The sequence below is a fragment of the Paraburkholderia rhynchosiae genome (assembly GCF_002879865.1).
Taxonomy (GTDB): Bacteria; Pseudomonadota; Gammaproteobacteria; order Burkholderiales; family Burkholderiaceae; genus Paraburkholderia; species Paraburkholderia rhynchosiae.
Window position 1 is genome coordinate 182,309 of record NZ_PNXY01000012.1, and the last position, 19,476, is coordinate 201,784.

General features: G+C 63.1%; 16 protein-coding genes. 7 read left to right on the forward strand and 9 right to left on the reverse strand.

The window, feature by feature from the left end; genetic code table 11:
- Positions 1-29: 29 nt before the first annotated feature.
- A complete protein-coding gene (locus C0Z16_RS18565) occupies positions 30-1,970 on the reverse strand; it encodes an ATP-binding response regulator (protein WP_102633569.1) in 1,941 nt (646 codons plus the stop codon).
- A 341-nt stretch (positions 1,971-2,311) separates the two neighbouring features.
- On the opposite strand from C0Z16_RS18565, the gene C0Z16_RS18570 reads away from it, so the two are divergent.
- Both C0Z16_RS18570 and C0Z16_RS18575 read left to right on the forward strand, forming a co-directional pair.
- Complete coding sequence (locus C0Z16_RS18570) at positions 2,312-3,103, forward strand: hypothetical protein (protein ID WP_102633570.1); 792 nt, start codon at positions 2,312-2,314, stop codon at positions 3,101-3,103.
- Between the two features lie 189 nt (positions 3,104-3,292).
- Positions 3,293-6,703: an alpha/beta fold hydrolase gene (locus C0Z16_RS18575; protein ID WP_102633571.1), complete on the forward strand. Its 3,411-nt coding sequence runs from the start codon at positions 3,293-3,295 to the stop codon at positions 6,701-6,703.
- A gap of 11 nt (positions 6,704-6,714) precedes the next feature.
- Here the strand turns inward: C0Z16_RS18575 and C0Z16_RS18580 are convergent, their stop codons facing one another.
- Together C0Z16_RS18580 and C0Z16_RS18585 are read right to left on the reverse strand one after the other, a co-directional pair.
- A complete protein-coding gene (locus C0Z16_RS18580) occupies positions 6,715-8,136 on the reverse strand; it encodes an FAD-binding oxidoreductase (RefSeq protein ID WP_102633572.1) in 1,422 nt (473 codons plus the stop codon).
- Between the two features lie 52 nt (positions 8,137-8,188).
- Positions 8,189-9,163 (reverse strand): isopenicillin N synthase family dioxygenase, encoded by a 975-nt coding sequence (locus C0Z16_RS18585; protein ID WP_102633573.1) that lies wholly within the window; start codon positions 9,161-9,163, stop codon positions 8,189-8,191.
- A 241-nt stretch (positions 9,164-9,404) separates the two neighbouring features.
- On the opposite strand from C0Z16_RS18585, the gene C0Z16_RS18590 reads away from it, so the two are divergent.
- From C0Z16_RS18590 to hutC (C0Z16_RS18610), 5 genes are read left to right on the forward strand one after another with little or no spacing between them, the layout of a single operon-like run.
- Positions 9,405-10,232, forward strand: a complete 828-nt coding sequence (locus C0Z16_RS18590; RefSeq protein ID WP_102633574.1) for a transporter substrate-binding domain-containing protein — start codon at positions 9,405-9,407, stop codon at positions 10,230-10,232.
- A 58-nt stretch (positions 10,233-10,290) separates the two neighbouring features.
- Positions 10,291-10,941, forward strand: a complete 651-nt coding sequence (locus C0Z16_RS18595) for an amino acid ABC transporter permease (RefSeq protein ID WP_102633575.1) — start codon at positions 10,291-10,293, stop codon at positions 10,939-10,941.
- Positions 10,942-10,959: 18 nt separating this feature from the next.
- On the forward strand, positions 10,960-11,622 hold the full coding sequence (locus C0Z16_RS18600; RefSeq protein WP_102633576.1) for an amino acid ABC transporter permease: 663 nt from the start codon (positions 10,960-10,962) through the stop codon (positions 11,620-11,622).
- Positions 11,623-11,639: 17 nt separating this feature from the next.
- Positions 11,640-12,509 (forward strand): amino acid ABC transporter ATP-binding protein, encoded by an 870-nt coding sequence (locus C0Z16_RS18605; protein WP_102633577.1) that lies wholly within the window; start codon positions 11,640-11,642, stop codon positions 12,507-12,509.
- 51 nt (positions 12,510-12,560) lie between these two features.
- Positions 12,561-13,382 carry a histidine utilization repressor gene (gene hutC, locus C0Z16_RS18610; protein WP_102633578.1) on the forward strand — a complete coding sequence of 274 codons (822 nt, stop codon included), beginning with the start codon at positions 12,561-12,563 and terminating at the stop codon, positions 13,380-13,382.
- 42 nt (positions 13,383-13,424) lie between these two features.
- On the opposite strand, the gene hutC (C0Z16_RS18615) is transcribed toward hutC (C0Z16_RS18610), so the two are convergent.
- From hutC (C0Z16_RS18615) to C0Z16_RS18640, 6 genes are all read right to left on the reverse strand, one after another.
- Positions 13,425-14,108, reverse strand: coding sequence for a histidine utilization repressor (gene hutC / locus C0Z16_RS18615; RefSeq protein WP_102633579.1), 684 nt, complete (start codon positions 14,106-14,108; stop codon positions 13,425-13,427).
- A gap of 225 nt (positions 14,109-14,333) precedes the next feature.
- Positions 14,334-16,028 carry an HAL/PAL/TAL family ammonia-lyase gene (locus C0Z16_RS18620; RefSeq protein WP_102633580.1) on the reverse strand — a complete coding sequence of 565 codons (1,695 nt, stop codon included), beginning with the start codon at positions 16,026-16,028 and terminating at the stop codon, positions 14,334-14,336.
- Between the two features lie 38 nt (positions 16,029-16,066).
- A complete protein-coding gene (locus C0Z16_RS18625) occupies positions 16,067-16,858 on the reverse strand; it encodes an ABC transporter ATP-binding protein (RefSeq protein WP_102633581.1) in 792 nt (263 codons plus the stop codon).
- A gap of 35 nt (positions 16,859-16,893) precedes the next feature.
- Positions 16,894-17,649 (reverse strand): ABC transporter permease, encoded by a 756-nt coding sequence (locus C0Z16_RS18630; protein WP_102633582.1) that lies wholly within the window; start codon positions 17,647-17,649, stop codon positions 16,894-16,896.
- Positions 17,650-17,662: 13 nt separating this feature from the next.
- Positions 17,663-18,385 (reverse strand): ABC transporter permease, encoded by a 723-nt coding sequence (locus C0Z16_RS18635; protein ID WP_102633583.1) that lies wholly within the window; start codon positions 18,383-18,385, stop codon positions 17,663-17,665.
- Between the two features lie 89 nt (positions 18,386-18,474).
- On the reverse strand, positions 18,475-19,335 hold the full coding sequence (locus tag C0Z16_RS18640; protein ID WP_102633584.1) for a transporter substrate-binding domain-containing protein: 861 nt from the start codon (positions 19,333-19,335) through the stop codon (positions 18,475-18,477).
- Positions 19,336-19,476 lie beyond the last annotated feature (141 nt).

Below are 19,476 nucleotides of genomic sequence, written 5' to 3' on the forward strand. Positions count from 1 at the left end.
CAGCAACGCGCGGTCGCCGCGATGAGCGCCTACCCTTCCTCTTGCGACGCGCTTTGCGGACGATGCCGCGCTTCGATTCGTGCAGCGCCTGGCGGCATGGTTACTCCGTCGGCGCCGGTGTCTTTGCTCGACGAGCCTCCCTTACTGCCCGCATCCGTGACCTTATCGGCGGCAGGCAATTCCACCACGGCCGCCGCCCGTCCCTTGTCCAGCTCCGCCTGCTGCCACAGCATTTCGAGCGTGCGCCGCAGACGCGCCGCCGTGACCGGCTTGTGAAGCACGGGAATTCCCTGCAACGCGAGCGCCGCCAGTTCCGCCGAGGCCATATCGCCCGTGATCAGCAACGTCACCACGCCTTCGTGACCGGCGCGCGCGAGCATATTGCGCACAGCCGTAAGCGCCTGCGCGCCGGTCCGGTGATTGGCCAACTGGTAATCGCAGAGCACCGCGTCGGGCACAAAGCCGTCCGCGAGCGCGGCCAACGCTGCGGTTTCGTCGCGTGCACCGCGCACGGTGCATCCCCAGCGCCCGAGCAGAGCGGAAAGGCCTTCGAGTATCGACGGTTCGTCGTCGATGCACAGCACCTGTCGCCCTTGCGCGGACGCCCCCCCCGCCACCGCTTCATTCAGGCTCGCGACGATGCCGCTCGCGTCGCCCGCCTGCACCGGGAAGCGGAACACCGAACCGCGGCCCGGTGCCGAGCGCAATTGCAATTCGCCGCCCAGCATGCTGACGAGGCGCTTGACCGTCGGCAAACCGAGGCCGTGCCCCTGGCGCGCGTCGCGCTGCGGGTTGGCGACCTGATAGAACTCCTCGAAGATGCGCTCGTGCTCTTCGACCGGAATGCCGATGCCCGAATCCCGGACCTCGATGTAGCCGCCCGTGGCCCGCCCCGCGCGCCGCACACCGAGCCAGATCGCGCCTTCTTCCGTATAGCGCACGGCGTTCGACAGCAGATTGCTAAGCACGCGTTCGAGTAGAACCGGATCGTCGTGGACCACCATCGACGTCGGCGCGATTCGCAGTGCGAGCCCTTTCGCCGCGGCCTGCGGTCGATACTGGCTGCCGACCCGCTCGAACAGTTCGGAAAGCCGGAAATGCAGACGGATCACTTGTGTGACACCGCTTTCGAGCCGCGCGAGATCGAGTACCTGGTTGAATAGCTGATTCAGCGCTTCGACGTTATAGACAATGTGCTCGGCTGTCTTTGCATGCTGCGCGGGCGTCGCCGCCGGATCGTTGAGCGACGCCGCGAGCAGGCCGATCGCATGCAGCGGCTGGCGCAAATCGTGGCTCGCGGCCGCAAAAAAGCGCGTTTTCGCGAGACTCGCCTCTTCGGCGACATGCTTTTGCACCGCAAGCGATTCCGCGAGGTACTGCTGATCGACGCGCGCCTGCACCACCTGCTGAAACAGCTTGCGATAACTCAGCGCATATACGTTGATCGCGCAGAAGAAGAACGCCAGCACGATGGCAACAATCGTGCGGTCGAATGTATGCGTGCCGAAATGCAGCACGATCGACGGAAACAGCAGGAATGGAATAGCCGTGGCGAAGTTCAGCAGGTCGAAGCCGTTCGACATGAACACGCCCGCTGCGAGCGTGACGAGCATCACCGTGTGCAGCAACGGCAAATCGCTTTGCGGACTCTGGAACGCGAACCAGATCGCGATGCCGGGCGCGCTGTACAGCAACACCCCCCGCACGGCGTGCAGGTTGATCCAGCCGCGCGGCGACATGACATGCGGATAGCGCCGGTTGCAGATCCACAGCGCGAGGCCGGCGCAATTGGCCGCTGCATAGAACCCGAAGCAGGCGATAAAGAGCGGCGGCGACGGTATCGCAGGCCAGTAGATCGCCACCAGCACCGCAATAGAAAACCAGTGCGAAAAGAATGCGATCGGATCTTGCGCGTACAGCACGCGCACCAGGTCTTCGTCGATTGCACGCTGGATCGGGTCAGCCCGCATCGCGCGGTCTCCTTGTCGGGCACGGCAAATTCGGTGATGTGGCGCGGAAGCCCGGCGCTGCATGTAACGCGGCCGGGCGCAATGCGCAAGAGCCTGCACGGTCCTACTGCAATGAAGCGGCGCGGTCCAGCCGCTTTCTCATCAGACGAATGAGAGGCGCGCTGCCAGATGGTTTACCCGGCAGTTTACCCATCAGCTACCACTTAATCTATATAGGCGAGACCGCCGCCGGCGACCATACTGCCTTCACAACACAGCGCGGCCGCAACGCTTCTATCATCAACTCTTCGCCTGCAGTCGAGGCTCACCGCGCTTCTTGCCTGACCCAAATGGAGGCTTTCATGGGCGCAGTTCCGAGCCACGAGTTCGTCCGCAATCTCGACGATGCGATCCTGCCCGATCTATGGCGCCGTCGTACGCGGTTGTCCGCCGACGAAATGGTGTCGATGGTCGAACTGGTCAAGCGGGCCTTACGCACCTATCACCCGCTGGAATTGCAAGCGCTCGGCGAAGACAAGGAAGAACTCGTCGCACAGTTCATCTATTCCAAGGTGCTGCGCCTCGCTCCCGGCCACACGGAAACGCATGCCGGCGCCGACAGTGCGCCGTCCAACGGTTACGCATTGTGCGCCTATTTCCGACGCTATCTGATCGACTGCCTGCGCAGTGCCGGCCACCAACGCAACGTGTCGATGGAACTCGACGGCATGGCGCAGGAAATCGATCTGCATGCCCAGGCATTGGAAGACCCGGTGCAAAGCGTGCTGCTGCAATACGGTCTCGACGAACAACGGGTGAGGTTCGCGGCGCGCGCTTTTATCGAAAGCCTCGACGAACCCGAACGGATCGTGCTGGCCGGTAGCCTCGGCTGGTGCTCGGAAGGCAAAGGCGGATTGTCGGCGGTTGCGGCTCAGCATCGCGTGCCCTCGTATCACTATCGCGCGGTCAAACTCGGCGTCACCATGAAAAAGACGGCCACCGCCCGCGATTTTTCCAATACGAAGATCGGCCGCTGGCTCACGGACGTGCTGGGGATCGATATCGATATCGACAATCGCGGCGCCATTCTGCTTGTGCTGAACCTGCTGGCGGCCGAATCGAGCGATAGCGAAATGAATGAAGTGGCCGCGTAACAGGCCATATTGACGGGGTGGACGGGGACAAAAACCGAAGGCGAAACGAACACTGCATGGCGCATCGGATCCGATGCACCTTTTTTTGTCATCGCGCACCGCCTACGATACAAAAGCCGCGGCCGCGCGCCGTCTTCCTTCCGAAGCCTGGTCCCTTCCCTGCATCGATTCCTGACGAGGTGGTCCTCAATGAACCGCTTATCGAGCGCCATGACGGCGATGAAATCGCATTACGAAGTGATCGTGATCGGGTCCGGTTATGGCGGCGCCATTGCCGCCAGCCGCATGGCGCGCGCGGGCCGCAGCGTGTGCGTGCTCGAACGCGGCCGCGAATTCATGGCCGGCGAATTCCCTCGCACGCCATTCCAGGGCGCCGAACAGATCCAGTACAACACCGCGCTTGCGCAAATCGGCTCGCCACTCGCGCTGCTCGAAGTCCACGTGAACGACGACGTCAACGCTGTGGTCGGCTGCGGTCTCGGCGGCACTTCGCTGATCAACGCGAACGTCGCGTTGAAGGCCGAGCCAAGGCTATGGGACGACGAGCGCTGGCCCGCCGCCTTGCGTGGCGATCAGGCCGGGCGCGACAAAGGTTATGAACGCGCGTGGGCGATGCTGGAACCGTCGCCCGTCCCGAACCGAATGCGCGAGTTGCCGAAACTGCTGGCGCTCGGGAAATCTGCCGAGGCGCTCGGCATGGGGGATCGCTTTAGCACTCCGCCAGTGACGGTCACTTTCGAGGACCGCACGAACGCGGCCGGCGTCGCGCAGCAAGCGTGCAACGGCTGTGGCGACTGCAACTCGGGCTGCAACTACAACGCGAAGAATTCGACGCACATGAACTATCTGCCCGACGCCGTCGCGCATGGCGCGCAGATTTTTACGGGTGCCGCGGTCCATTCTGTGACTCGCAACGCCGATACACGGAAGTGGCAAGTGGCCTACCAGCTCGTGCATCTGGGACGCGAGAGTTATGACGCGCCCGATCTCTTCGTGAGTGCGGATATCGTCATCGTGTCGGCGGGGACAATCGGTTCGACCGCGTTGCTATTGCGCTCGCGTAACGAGGGCTTGCGCGTGTCCGGCGTGCTCGGCCAGCGCTTCACCGGTAACGGCGACGTGCTCGCTTTCGCGTACAACACGGACGACGTGATCAACGGCGTCGGCTGGGGCGCGCATGGGGAGGGCGATATTCCGGCTGTCGGGCCGACCATCACCGGTCTGATCGACCATCGCAATACCGCGGACGTGAAAGACGGCTTCGTGATCGAGGAAGGCTCGCTCGCGGGGCCGGTCGGCGCGGCGCTTGTCGGGCTGCTGAGCGCCGCCGCGCCGCTCGAAGGCGTGGACGTCGCCGGGCCGCGCCCGGTCGAACGGCAGCTTGCCTACGACGCACGCGTTGTCGAAAGTTTTTTGCACGGTCCGTATCGCGGCGCGCTCAACCACACGCAAAGCTACCTCGTCATGGCGCACGACGACGAAAGCGGCCAGATCAGCGTGAACGACAAGGGACGGCCACGCATTGCATGGGAAAACGCCGGCAAACAGCCGATCTTCGAAACTGTCGAGGAGACGCTGAAGAAAGCGACCGTGCCGCTCGGCGGCAAATACCTGCGCGATCCGATTGCCAATGACATCTTCGGCAACCGGATCGTCACCGTGCATCCGCTTGGCGGCTGTGCGATGGGCGACGACGCTGAACATGGCGTGGTCGATCATATGGGGCGCGTTTTCAGCAGCATGACCGGCGCTGGCGTGCACGAAGGCCTCTACGTGATGGACGGCGCAGTCATGCCGATGTCGCTCGGCGTCAATCCGCTGTGGACCATCTCGGCGCTGGCCGAACGCAACAGCGCGCTGCTCGCGGCGTCGCGCGGCTGGACGATCGACTACGATTCGAAGGGCACCGCCGACACACCGCCACCGCAAAAGATCGGCCTGCGCTTCACCGAAACGATGGTCGGCCACTACACGCCGGCCGGCGCGAACGAGGCAGCTGCGAGCCCGATGGCCTTTACGCTGACGGTTGAATCCGACGACCTGGCCAGGATGCTCGGCGAGCCGGATCATATGGCGCGAACCGCCGGCACGCTGACCTGCCCCGCGCTCTCCGCGCAACCTATGACGATCACCGAGGGCACCTTCAATCTGTTCGTCGTCGACCCGCAGGATGTGGACGAGCGCAACATGAACTATCGGATGACGCTCAATTCAACCGAAGGCAAAACCTGGTATCTGAGCGGGCAAAAGATCATCACGCGCACGTCGCCGCTCGAATTGTGGGAGCAAACGAATGCGCTGTACGCTGAACTGCGCGATACACCGCAAGCCGACGCGCCGCCGATCGGCAAGGCGAAGCTGATCATCACGCCGGAAAACTTCCTCAAGCAGCAGCGCACGCTCGAGGTCACCAACGCGCCGGACGTGAAGACGCGCCTCGAATGGACCTTAAAGTTCGGCAAGTTCTTCGCGGGCGTACTGTTCAGCGAATATGGCGGCGTGGCCGCGCCTTTGCAGTATTACGACGCCGCCGCATCGCCGCGTTTGAAGCGCGCACTGCGCGCGCCGGCGCCGCAAGTGTTCTTCTTCCATACACCCGATGGCACGAGCTTGCGGCTGACACGCTACGTCGATCCCGCTCGCAAGAACGCGCGCCCTGTGTTGCTGATTCACGGCTCCGGCGTGTCGAGCCGCATCTATTCAACCGATCTCATCGGCACGAACCTCGTCGAATATCTGTGCGCCGCGGGCTATGACGTGTGGCTCGTCGATCTGCGCGTCAGCATCGAAATGCCGAGCGTGCTGGTGCCGACCAATGTCGATAAAGTCGCGCTCGAGGATATTCCCGCAGCGGTCGCGAAGATTCGCGAAGTGACCGGCGTGACGGACATTCAGGCGCTCGGCCACTGCATGGGCGGCCTCGCGTTGAGCATGTCGCTGATGGCGGGACTCGAAGGCGTGCGTTCCGCGGTGATCTCACAAGTCGCCGTGCATCCGGTGCCCGGCAGACTTGGCAGGATCAAGGCCGGCCTGCACATTCCCGACATCATGCAGTACCTTGGCGTGAGCGACCTCACCGCTTATACAGAGAACGAAAAGTGGCCGCACAATCTTTTCGACGAAGCGCTGCGGCTCTATCCCGTGGATCACGACGAGGGTTGCGGCAACGCGATCTGCCATCGTGCGACTTTCATGTACGGCCTGCTTTACGAACATGTGCAGCTAAGCGAGACACTTCATTCGAATTTGCAGGAATTGCTCGGCGTGCACGACGTCGGCGTGTTCAAACATCTGGCCGCCATGGTGCGCGCGGGCAAGGTCGTGGACGCTGATGGTGACGACGTCTATCTGAAAGGCGCGCGCGGTATGAAAGGCCTGGAAGGCATGCGCATTCCGATCGGTTTCATTCATGGTGACCGCAACGAAACGTATGTGCCGGAAAGCACCGCGCTCACCTACGAGATGCTCGTCAACGCGTTTCCCGAGCAGCCGTATGAGCGGCATCTGATTCCAGGGTACGGACACATCGACTGCATCTTCGGCAAGAACGCAGCGGTCGATGTTTACCCGACCATCGCGAGCTATCTGAACGCGCATTGAAGCCGCGATGTTCAGAACAGCTTGCCCGGATTCAGAATGCCGTGCGGGTCGAGTGCACGCTTGATCGCGGCCATCGCCGCCAGTTCCGCGGGCGAGCGCGAGATCGGCAAAAACTCACGCTTGAGCAAACCGATCCCGTGTTCCGCCGAGACCGACCCGTGCAGCGGTCCAAGCATTTCATAGACGAACGCATACACCGCGTGATGATCGACGCCGGGAATCGAATGCCCGTCGACGGTGACATGCAGATTCGAATCGCCGATGTGCCCGAAGAAATACGATTCGTTGCCGGGCCAGCGCTCATCCAGCGCCGCGCGGCAACGCTCGACAAAGCCGCCGATTCCACTGATCGGCAGGCTCACGTCGAAGTTGATCGCGTCAAGCCGCACCGGAAACTCAGCGGTGCATTCGCGAATCGCCCACAACGCGCGCGCGTCGGCTACCGATTGTGCGATCACCGCATCGCGGATCAGGCCCGCGTCGAGCGCGTCGGTCAGCGCGGTGGAAAAGCGTTCGCCGTCGTCGCTCGAATCGAAACTCGCATGTTCGATTAGCGCATAAAGCGGATGCGCGCCGTCGAACGGCGAGCGCGTGCCCGTCAGCTTGACGCCGAAGTCGTAGAAATCCGGCCACATGATTTCGAATGCGCCGATGTCGTTGCCGAAGCGCGTCGCCAGACGCCGCAGCAGATTCACGGCGGCGTCATATCCATCGAGCGCGATGAGCGCCGTGTGACGCGCAGCACGCTGCGGATGAAGCCGCAACACCGCACGCGTGATGATGCCGAGCGTGCCTTCCGAGCCGATGAACCAGTGCTTGAGGTCATAGCCCGTGTTGTTCTTGACCATCTTGCCGAGCGAGGTCAGCACGTCGCCATTGGCCAGCACGACTTCGAGACCCAGCACCTGGTCGCGCGCGGTGCCCGACTGGATCACGCGATTGCCGCCCGCATTGGTCGCCAGATTGCCGCCGATCTGGCACGAGCCGCGCGCGCCGAGATCGAGCGCGAGTTCGAAGCCTGCTTCGGCCGCGGCTTCCTGCGCGGTTTGCAATGTGGTACCGGCGCGCACGGTCAGCGTCGCCGAAGCCGCATCGATTTCCTCGACGCCGTTCAGGCGTTCGAGCGACAACGCGATATCCGTGGCGCGTGCAATCGCGCCGCCGGCAAGTCCCGTCATGCCGCCTTGCGGCACGACCGGCTGATGAGCCGCGTGGCAAATCGCGAGCGCGCGGGAGACTTCGTCCGTACTGCGAGGCAACAGCAACGCCGCGGGCCGAGTCGGATCGTGACGCGTCCAGTCGGTCATCGCGCGTTCGCCGATCTGCTCACCCACGCGCACCGCGTCATCACCGAGCGCAGCGCGAAGTGCGTCTAGCGTTGCGGCAAGCGGCGCCGTGCTGCTCTGAGCGCTTGCATTACTGTTGTCCGTCATGCGGTGTTCCTTGCGTTGCGTATCTCGAGCTTATCTCGAGCTGATGTCGCGCTTATGTGGTTTTAGCGGCCTGCTTCTTCCGATAGCCCATCGAATCGTTGATGCGCCCGAGAATATAGTCGCCCGCGGCCACCGGCTGGTACTTCAGTTCGTCTGTGCTCGTACCCAGATCGCGCGGATCGACGATCGCGCCGTACGTCGGATCGTAAAACGTCGCGATCGAATAGCGCTCGCGCCCCGATGCATTGATCACGCGATGCAGCGTCGAGCGAAAGCGGTCGTTGGTCCAGCGCGCGAGCAGGTCGCCCACGTTCACCACGAAGCTGCCCTCCACCGGCGGCGCATCGACCCACGTGTCGTTGGCGATTTCACGCACCTGCAAGCCGCCCACCTGATCCTGCCACAGCAGCGTGATGCAGCCATAGTCGGTATGCGGCGCGACGCCGAATTGATCGTCGTCCGACTGAGGCGGTTGCGGCGGATAGTAGACCATCTGCGTACGCTGCATCCGCTTCGTATAACGCGGCGTGAAGAAATGTTCATCGACGCCGAGGCTCACCGCCACCGCACGCAACAGATCGGCGCCGCACGCGGCGACCGCTTCATAGTAGCCATACAGCGCGGGGCGCAACTCGGGCATGAAGTCCGGCCAGTTATTCGGTCCACGTAGTGCCTGCCCCGCGAGCACATCCGGATCGTCTTCCGGCAACTCGAGCCCGATGCTGAAAAACTCCTTGTAATCGGGGCGTTTCGCCTGATACATGGTCGCATCGCCAAGCGCATTGAAGCCCCGATGCCGATGATTGACCGCCGCGCGCCGCTTCGTCTCGGGCGGAAACGCAAAGAACGTGCGCGCTGCCTGCGCGGCGGCGTCGATCGACGCTTGCGGCACGCCATGATTGACGATGTAGAAGAAGCCAATCGTCATACACGCTTCGCGAATTTCCTGCGCCACGCGCTGCAACGCGTGCGGGTCGCCCGCGCGAACGCCGGCGAAATCGATGAGCGGAATACGGGTCACAGGCATCGCGTTGCTCCGTGAAAGGTCGGCGGGATCGCCTTGTCATTGCAGTGGTATATACCGCCAAAAGCGCACCCGCAAGTGACCATGCGGCGCTTCACGTAAGGGCTTTTCTCTACTCGCGCGTTTATTTGTTTCGTGCGAAAACTGCGGTATATACTGCCTCGCATGACTTGCGCCGAGCCGCTTTTGCGCATCTTTTTGCGCGCCGCTTGTGCGACCCTCGCTTTGCCAACCGGAGAATCTCATGAGCATCCTTGCAGGCTGGAAGTGTCGTTTGGTCATGCTGGCGTTGTGCGCGGCAAGTGTCACCGCCCATGCTGAAGACCAGCTCGCCAAAGTGAAGAAAGCCGGCGAACTGGTGGTCGGCACGGAGATGCAGTTCGCGCCTTTCGACTTCCTCGAAAACGGTCAGCAAGCGGGCTTCAACAAGGATCTGTTTGGCGAGGTTGGCAAGGAACTCGGCGTGAAAGTGCGCTTCATCGACTTGCCGTGGCCAAGCGTGCTGCCCGGCCTCGAAGCGGGCAAGTTCGATATGGTGGGCGGCCCGCTCACCGTCACGAAGGCGCGCATGGAGCGCTACACGTACACGCTGCCTATTGCGGACGCCACGGACGCGCTCCTCAAACGCGCGAACGACTCGGCGCTCAAGCAATCCTCGGACATTGCGGGCAAAACCGTCGGCGCGGGCAAGGGTTCGGCCCAGCTCGATCAATTGAAGGCATATGTGGCGACGTTGCCGAAGCCGCCTGAAATCCGCGAATACGTCGACAATAATCAGGCCTATGCGGACCTCGCCGCCGGCCGTATTGCGGCGGTCGCGAACTCGATGACCAACATTGCTTACGTGGCGAAGCAGCGCCCCGAAACTTTTGCGGTGGTGCAACCGCCGTTCGGCGCAAAGGTTTACTTCGCGTACTGCCTGCGTAAAGACGCGGACAGCAAGCCGCTCGCCGACGCCTTCAACGCGGCGCTCGTCAAGATGCACAACGACGGACGCCTCACGGCATTGCAGAAGAAGTGGTTCGGCGTTGCAATGGAAGCCCCCACGACCATGCCCACGCCGAACTATTGAGCGCGCATTGAACACCCGTTGAACCCACATTGAACCCACATTAGCGAGGGCGACGCTCATGTTCAGCACGACCGTCTTCGTTCAGGGCATCCCGCTGCTGCTGCACGCGGCGCTCGCCACCATCGGCGTTTCGCTGACGGGTCTTTTCATCGGCTTCTTCGTGGCAATCGGCGTGTGCGCGGCGCGGCTGTCGCCCAACCGCGCGGCACGCAGATTCGGCGGTGCGTATGTGTTCTTTTTTCGCGGCGTGCCGATGCTCGTGCAACTGCTGCTGGTGTATTACCTGCTGCCGTTCGCGGGCATCAACGTATCTCCGCTCGTTGCTGCCGTCAGCGCGGTGTCGCTGTGTTCGGCGTCGTATATCGCCGAAATTCTGCGCGGCGGTTTTCTCAGCATTCCACCGGGCCATATCGAAGCCGCGCGCATGCTCGGCCTGTCGCCGTTCGACACGCTGCGGCGCATTCTCGTGCCGCAAGCATTCCGCTTGACGCTGCCGTCGCTCGTCAATGAAATGGTGCTGCTCATCAAGGCTTCGTCGCTGATCTCGGTTGTCGGCGTGGCGGAGTTGACGCGCACCGCGCAGAACATTGCGGCGAGCACATACCGCCCGCTCGAAGCGTATCTCGCCGCCGGGCTCATCTACTTCGTGATCTGCGGTGCGCTCGCGCTGGTCGCGCATGCCGCCGAATATCGTTTGCAGCACGCCTGATCGACCGGAGCCTTCGCGATGCAACAGTTCGATCCCACTGTCATCACGCACAATCTTCAGCCGATCGCCGCGGGCCTCGCGACGACGCTCGGCACATGGGCCGCCGGCGTCGCAATCGGCATGCTGATCGGCTTCGTGATCGCAGTGCTGCAACTCTTCTGCGGACGCTGGGTACGCGGCTTGTTACGCTTCTATATCGAGCTGTTTCGCGGCACGCCGTTTCTCGTGCAACTGTTTTTGTTGTACTACGGCGGCCCGTCGTTCGGCCTGACACTCGAACCGATGACAGCCGGTGTGCTCGGTCTCGGCCTCTATGGCAGCGCGTATTTCGCGGAAGCATTCCGTTCCGGGTTTCAATCTGTGCCGCCTGGGCATCTCGAAGCGGCGTCCTGTCTTGGCTTGACACGCATGCAGGCGGTACTGCGCATTCAGATGCCACAAATGCTCGTGTTGATCGTGCCGGCGCTGACGAACCTCATCATCGTGTTGAGCAAGGAAACGGCGGTGCTGTCGATCGTCACCGTGCCCGAACTCACATTCGTGCTGACAGGTATCGGCTCGGCGACCTTTGCTTTCGTCGAAACGCTACTGGTGTTGTGCGTGTGCTATCTCGCGCTGGTCGAACTCACTTCGCGCGCGGGCATGTGGGCCGAAGCCCGCATCGCGCGTTTCATGGCATAAAGGAATCGGATCACCTCATGAACGCCATTGCCGACATGCCCTCTTCCGCATCCAACGCTGCTGCCCACGCTCAACGCGGCGCGCCGCTAATCGACGTGCGCGACCTGCGCAAACGCTTCGGCGAAGTCGAAGTGCTGCGCGGCGTCGATCTGCAGATTGCCCGCTCCGAAGTGGTGTGCATCATCGGGCCTTCCGGATCGGGAAAGAGCACGCTGCTGCGCTGCCTCGCCGCGCTGGAGACATACGATCAAGGCGACGTGCGCATCGAAGGCGAACTGCTCGGCTATAGCGAGCGCAACGGCAAACGCGTGCGCGCGTCGCAAGGCGAGATCAATCGCGTGCGGCGCAATGTCGGCATGGTGTTTCAGCAGTTCAATCTATGGCCGCACATGACGGCGCTCGGCAACGTGATGGAAGCGCTGTTGCGAGTGCAGCGTCTGCCGCACGCCGAAGCGCGCCGCCGGGCAAACGAGATGCTCGAGACCGTGGGCCTCTCGCATAAGGGCGATGCCTATCCCGCGAAACTGTCGGGCGGCCAGCAGCAACGTGTGGCAATTGCACGAGCGCTCGCAATGGAGCCGCACATCATGCTGTTCGACGAGCCGACTTCCGCGCTCGATCCAGAACTGGTCGGCGAGGTGCTGCAAGTGATGAAGCAACTCGCGCGCGACGGCATGACGATGGCCGTCGTCACGCACGAAATGGGCTTCGCCGCGCAGGTCGCGGACAAGGTCATGTTCATCGATGAAGGACGTATCGCCGTGCAGGGCAAGCCGCGCGAGGTCTTTCACGACGCCGGGCAGCCGCGCCTGCGGCAGTTCCTGCAAAACTACTTCGACCGTAACGCCTTCTGGGCGCGCGGTCCCGACGACGAAGCGCCGCTATGAGCGCGCGCTCCATTTTACCCGCCTCGCGCGGACAGTGACTGGGGGCGCCCGATGTCCTCCATGCTTCGCGGCAAGAGCACCGGTAAGCCCTTAACGGCGGCGGCCCACGGTACACCCGCCGCGTCGAAGGGCGCGCGTGCGGCGACGCACGCGCCGGCTGCGCGCTACGAGCAGGTCAAGCATCATATTCGCGGCATCATCGAATCGGGCGCGCGTCAGGCGGGCGAGCGCCTGCCATCGGAACTCGATCTCGTCGCGACGCTCGGCGTGTCGCGCATGACGGTCAACCGCGCGCTGCGCGAGCTCGCGCATGAAGGGCTCGTCACGCGCGTATCGGGCGTCGGCACGTTCGTCGCACAAGCGAGACCGCAATCGACGCTGCTGATGATCGCGCATATCGGCGACGAAATTCGCTCGCGCGGCCACGAATACAGCTACCGCACGGTGCTTTTGCAGCGTGAGACGGCGTCGGTCGTGGTGTCGAATGCGTTAGGCCTTGCGCCGGGCGCTTCGGTGTTTCATGTGATATGCGTGCATCGGGAAAACGGCTTGCCGGTGCAACTTGAGGATCGCTATGTGAATCCGGCCATTGCGCCGAATTTTTTGCAGCAGGATTTCTCGGCGATCCGACCGTCCGAGTATCTTTATGAAACCGTGCCCGCGCACGACGTCGAACATATCGTCGATGCGGGCCTGCCGACTCACGCCGAAGCGGAACTGCTGGACATTCGCGCTGAAGAGCCGTGTCTCACGCTTGTGCGCCGCACTTGGACAAGCGGGGTCGCGGTGACGTTCGCACGCTTCGTGCATCCCGGCTCGCGTTACAGGCTGGGCTGCCGCTTTTCGCCGGATACGTCGCAGCGGCAGGGTTGAAGCGCCACGCGTCATAGCCTCGCATCGCACCGTATCGCCACATCAAACATTCCCCGCCAGATGAAAACGCGACGCCGGGTGCCACAACTGCACGGACGTCGCCACGTCGTCGCCCACCCATGTACGACGCCATAGTTGCAGACACGGCTCGCCAATATCCATCAACAGATGACGCCGCACGTAGGCGTCCGGCTTCTGCGCGTAGATGCGAAACTCCGCGCGCTGGATCGGCGCGAGACGCACCATGTAGTGATTCGGCGTCTCGACGGTGAAGTCCTGTTGCAGATACTCGGGGAACACCTTCGGATTGACGTAGCGGTCCTCGTACTGGATGGGCTCGCCCTCCTCGCTGTGCACGATGCACGAGTGAAACGCCGGGCCGCTCGCGAGGCCGAGCGCTTCGAGCGCCTGCGGATCGTCGCTCGGTTCGAGCGTGAGCACGCGCGCCGAATGCCGATGACCCCGCGCGGCGATTTCGTCGGCGATATTGCGGATCTCCAGCACCGTCGATTCATACCGCTGCGGCGCGACGAACGTACCCGAACCCTGCACGCGCGTCAGCACGCGTTCGGTGGTCAATTCACGCAGCGCGCGCGAGACCGTCATGCGCGCCACGCCGAACTCCTTCACCAGTTCGGCTTCCGAAGGAATCAGGCCGCCCGGCTTCCAGTCGCCTTCGCTGATACGCCGGATCACATACCGCTTGATCTGCTCGTAGGCGGGCATCGCCTTGGCCGGTGTCTCCTTGCAAGCGGCGCGGTCCGTAATGCTGGCACTTTGCGCGCTTATTTGTGCACCGGCTTGTGCACCTGCTTGTGCACGTGTTTGCGCGGCTGTTTGCACGCCTTCCTGCCCCTGCTTTTGCTCGTTTGTAATTGTGTTCACTCCGACCTCTTGGGTGGGTTGCGGCGGTTCGCCGGCGGGTAAGCCCGCTCACCGGCTATGTCTCCATCAAACTACGTGAGCGGCCACCGGCGGGTTGCTTGCGATGGCGACCGAGCCGGCCGCATTAGTCGCGCAGTCCGTATCGCTCGCGCTGTTTGCGGCGGCGGAAAATTTACCCCCAGCGGCCATGCTCGCGACAGATGCACCGGCAACCAGTTCCGCGCCGCCGGTCGAGGTGGCGGTACGCGGCCTCATTTTACCAGGGCTCGGCAAGGGCGGCGGCGCCTCGCCCGCGATCATGCGGAACGCCACGCTCATGTCGTCGGCCAGCGGACGGTCGTCGCGATAGGTCGGCACGACTTGCCGCACGCGTTGCCACAGCGTCTGCGTGTGCGGCGCCGGCGGTGCGTCGGTGGCTTGCAGATCGTAGGCCTGCGCCGCGGCGAGCAATTCGATAGCGACGATGCGCCCCGCGTTGTCGACGATTTCCAGCGCCTTCAGCGCAGCGGGCGTGGCATGGCACAGGTGATCTTCCTGCAAGCCCGACGTGATGCCGCCGTCGAGACTGGCGGGCAACGCGAGGCGCCGGTTCTGCGCGACGAGCGAGGCCGCTGTGTACTGCGCGATCATGAAGCCCGAGCAGGTGCCGCCCGGCTCAGCAAGAAACGCGGGCAAGCCGCTGACGAGCGGATTGACGAGGCGGTCCAGGCGCCGCTCGGCCATCGCGGCGACTTGCGCAATGGCGGTGGCGAGGCTGTCCATCGCAAGCGCAATCGAGGCGCCCACCGCGTGCGCCTGCGAATAGACGCGCGGAGATTCCGGCGTGCCGGCGACTATCGGGTTATCGGTAATCGACGCCAGTTCGCGATCGACCACGTCGGCGGTCCCGGCCAGCACGTCGCGCGCGGCGCCGTGCACGTGCGGGATGGTGCGCATGGAGAGCGGGTCTTGCGTGCGCTGGCCGACCACCGCCGCGAGAATGCCGCTGTCGGTAAGCGCAGTGCGCATGCGTTCACCCACCAGGTTCAGCCCCGGTGAAATGCGCAACGCGAGCGAGTCTTCATCGAATGCGGCAAGCTGGCCGCGCAGATTCTCGAAGCTCATCGCCGCGACGACATCGGTCCAGTCGAGCAGGCGTGCCGCGCGCGCAAGCGCCAACGCCGCAAGACCCGTCACGCAAGGCGTACCGTTGATGAGGCTCAGCCCTTCCTTCGCTTCGAGAACGAGCGGTTCGCGGCCGAGCATGCGCAACGCGTCGCGGCCCTTCAGACGCTCGCCGCGATACCGCACATGACCTTCGCCGATGCACACCAGCGCGACGTGCGCCATGTGACTCAGGTAACCCACGGAACCGAACGCCGGCACTTCGGGCAAGCAATCGGCATTGAGCAAGGCCACGAGTTGATCGGCGACCTCGAGACGAATGCCCGAGTGCCCATGCGCGAAATTGTTGACGGCGGCGGCCATGATCGCGCGCGTCTCGGCGACACCGAGCGGTACGCCGACGCCGACCGCGTGACTCATCAGTATGTTGCGCGACAGCGTGCGCTGCTCGCTCGGCGACACAATCACATCGCACAGCGCGCCCACACCGGTATTCACGCCATACGCGCGAATGCCGCGCTCGACGATCTGTTCGACGAGCACACGCGCCGCCGCAATGCGCGCGCGGGCGTCGGCGGAAAGTTCGAGCGGCTCGCCGGCAGCGACTGCCGCCACCTGGGCCCAGTCGAGAGGACGATCGGAACGGATCACGGGCATGATGGTGCTCTACTCGGTAAATTGCCTGGCGATACGAATCAGTTGGTCGCGCGGTCCTGATGACTCGACACGAATTGCCGGAAGCGCTCCGACTTGCACTCGACAAATACTTCGTCGGGCGTACCGTCGGCTTCCACCTGCCCTTGATGCAGGAACATCACGCGGTTCGACACGTGGCGCGCAAAGCCCATTTCGTGCGTGACGACCAGCATTGTGCGGCCTTCTTCGGCAAGCGAGCGCATCACGCGCAAGACTTCACCCACGAGTTCGGGATCGAGCGCAGAAGTGGGTTCGTCGAACAGCATGACCTTCGGATGCATGGCCAGCGCACGCGCAATCGCTACACGCTGTTGCTGGCCGCCCGAGAGATGCGCCGGATAGTGGCCGCGCTTCTCCGCGAGACCGACTTTCGCCAGCAGAGCTTCCGCTTCTTCAACCGACTCTGCGCGGCTGCGCTTTAGCACGCGCATCGGTCCTTCGATCAGATTTTCGAGCACCGTCATATGCGACCAGAGATTGAAGTTCTGGAACACCATGCCGAGTTGCGAGCGCACGCGGTCCACCTGGCGGCGGTCGCTCGGTTGCAGCTTGCCATCGCCGCGGCGTTTCATTTTCAGCTCTTCGCCGGCGAGCGCAACCGAGCCGTCGTCCGGTGTTTCCAGCAGGTTCAGGCAACGCAGGAAGGTGCTCTTGCCCGAGCCGCTCGCGCCGAGAATCGAAATCACGTCGCCTTGATGAGCGTCGAGCGAAATGCCCTTGAGCACATGATGGTCGCCGAACGATTTGTGAATGTTCTTGACCGACAGTGCAACGGGTGCGGTAGCGTTCATGGAATTCTCCAGGTTCATCCGGGGTGGCCGGGCGCTCAAGGCGCGGCGCGGCGTGCTTCGGTGGTGGCGGACACCGGGCGGCTCGGCGCGGACTGCTTCGGCGCCGCACGCAGATGCCGCGACAGACGCGTCTCGAGCATGCCGAGTGCGCGCACAATAATGAAGTTCAGGAACAGATAGATCAGCGCGGCGCAGATGAACACTTCCGTCGTGCGATACGTTTGCTGAATGATCTGCTGCGCGACGCCGGTCACTTCCCACACGGTGACGAGACTCGCGAGCGCGGTCGATTTGACGAGCAGCACGGCTTCTGTCGAATATGCGGGCAGACACTGGCGCAGTGCGATTGGGCCGATCACGCGGCGCAGCAGCGCGAAGCCTGACAGGCCGATCGAATAGCCTGCCTCGATCTGACCGGCAGGCACGGCCATCAAGCCGCCGCGAATGATCTCAGCGGTATAGCCGGCCGTGCACAGCGCAAGCGATAAAACCGCGCACAGGTACGGCTCGCGCAGCACCGGCCACATGAAGCTCTCGCGAATCACGCCGAACTGCCCCATGCCGTAGTACACGAGAAACATCTGGATCAGCAACGGCGAGCCGCGGAACACGAGAATATAGGCACGCGCGAAACGGTTCGGCAGCCAGTGCGGCGACACGCGCATCGTCACGATCACGAGCGAGAGCAGGCCGCCGAGAATCAGCGAGCAGAAGAAAAGGCCAAGCGTGGTCGGCGCGGCGGCAAGCAGTTGCTTGACCGTGTCGAGCATAAAGTCGAAGTCGAAATTCACGATGCCGTTCCCGTCAGTTACGCGCGAAGTTGCGCTTGAAGGACCGGCCCACGCGTGCCTCGGCGCGGCTGAAGACCCGGTTCGAGATGCTGGTCATCAGCAGATACAGCGCGCCGCCGACCACGAAGAACGTGAAGTATTGATGCGTGGAGCCGGCCGCCACCTGACTCGTGCGCAGCAGTTCTGCGAGGCCTGTCACCGAGATCAGCGCGGAATCCTTCAGGCTCAGTTGCCAGACGTTGCCGATGCCGGGCAACGCGAACCGCAGCACTTGCGGAACCAGGATGCGGCGCGCCATGGTCATGGTCGGCATGCCGATGGAACGGGCGGCTTCGAGTTCGCCGCGCGACACCGCGAGCACCGCCGAGCGATATACCTCCGCCTGATACGCGCCGGAAATCATGCCGACGGCAAGCGCGCCGATCACGAACGGCGGCACACCGACGAAGCCCTCGGCGCCGAACCACTGACCGACGGTCGTGACGAGCGTCGAGCCGCCGAAGTAAAACAGATAGATGACGAGCAGTTCGGGTACGCCGCGAAACACCGTCGTATAGATATCCCCGATCACGCGCAGCGTGCGCAGGCGCGACAGCTTGGCCGCCGCGACCAGCGCGCCGAACACGGCGCCGACTGCAAGCGCCGCAAGCGTGAGCGCGACAGTCATCAACGCCGCGAGCAGCAGCACGCCGCCCCAGCCTTCCGGCCCGAAGCCGAGCATCTCTATCAGAGCCATTTTCTACCTCTCATCCATGACGGCGGATTGAACCAGCGGCACCCGCGAGGTCTCGCCGCGCATGCCGCATTCCTGCAACGCCTCGTGAATCAAGGCGTGACGTCGGTCTTGAACCACTTGTTCGACAGCTTTTTCACGGTGCCGTCGGCGAGCGCCGCGCTGATCGCCGTGTCGAACTTCGCCTTCAGGTCGGCGTCCTGCTTGCGGAACGCGAGGCCTTCGCCCGGACCCCAGATGGAACCACCGATCTTCGGACCGGCCATCACAATCGACGCCGTTTCCTTCTTGTCGATGTTCGCGGCGTAGTACGTCACGTCGTCGAACGAAGCGTCGATACGGCCGTTGGCGAGATCGAGGTCACGCTCCGGTGACGTCTTGTAGACGCGAATCGTGGCGACGTCCTTGAAGCCTTCGTTGATGAACTTCGTATAGACGGTGCCGGACTGGATGCCGATCGTCTTGCCCTTCAACTGTTTGCGCAACGCGTCGACGGTCGGTTGATCGGACCTGGGATCGCCCGAGAGCTTGACGACGCCCGCGCCAGCCGCGGCCTTGGGCAGCACTTTCCCGTCAGCCACTGCAAACGTGGCGGGTGTGGCCGCATACGGCTTCGAGAACGCGATGATCTTTTCGCGCTCGGGCGTGATCGAGATTGCGTCCATCAGCACGTCGAACTTGCCGGCTTGCAGGCCCGGAATCATGCCGTCCCAATCTTGCGCCACCAGATTGCATTGCAGCTTGATGCGCTCGCACAGATTGGCGACCAGTTCCGGTTCGAAACCGCCGAGCTTGCCGCCGGGCAAGGTCAGGTTCCATGGCGCGTAGCCGCCTTCCAGCGCGATCGTCACCGTCTTCCAGTCTTTGGCCTGCGCCGGTGCCGCGAAAATCGTCGCGGCGCCGAGTACGGCGCCGATCAATGCTTGTGCTGCCAGGGTGCGTCTCACTTTCACGTCGAAACTCCTTTGATTGAGGGAACCGTCGAACTGGATGCGAACTGGATCTTTAACCGCTGCTTAATTTGTATAGACAAGTCTGCATGAGTCAAAAAGCCGTCGCAAGCGGATTCACGAAAAATTGCCGCAATCATCGGG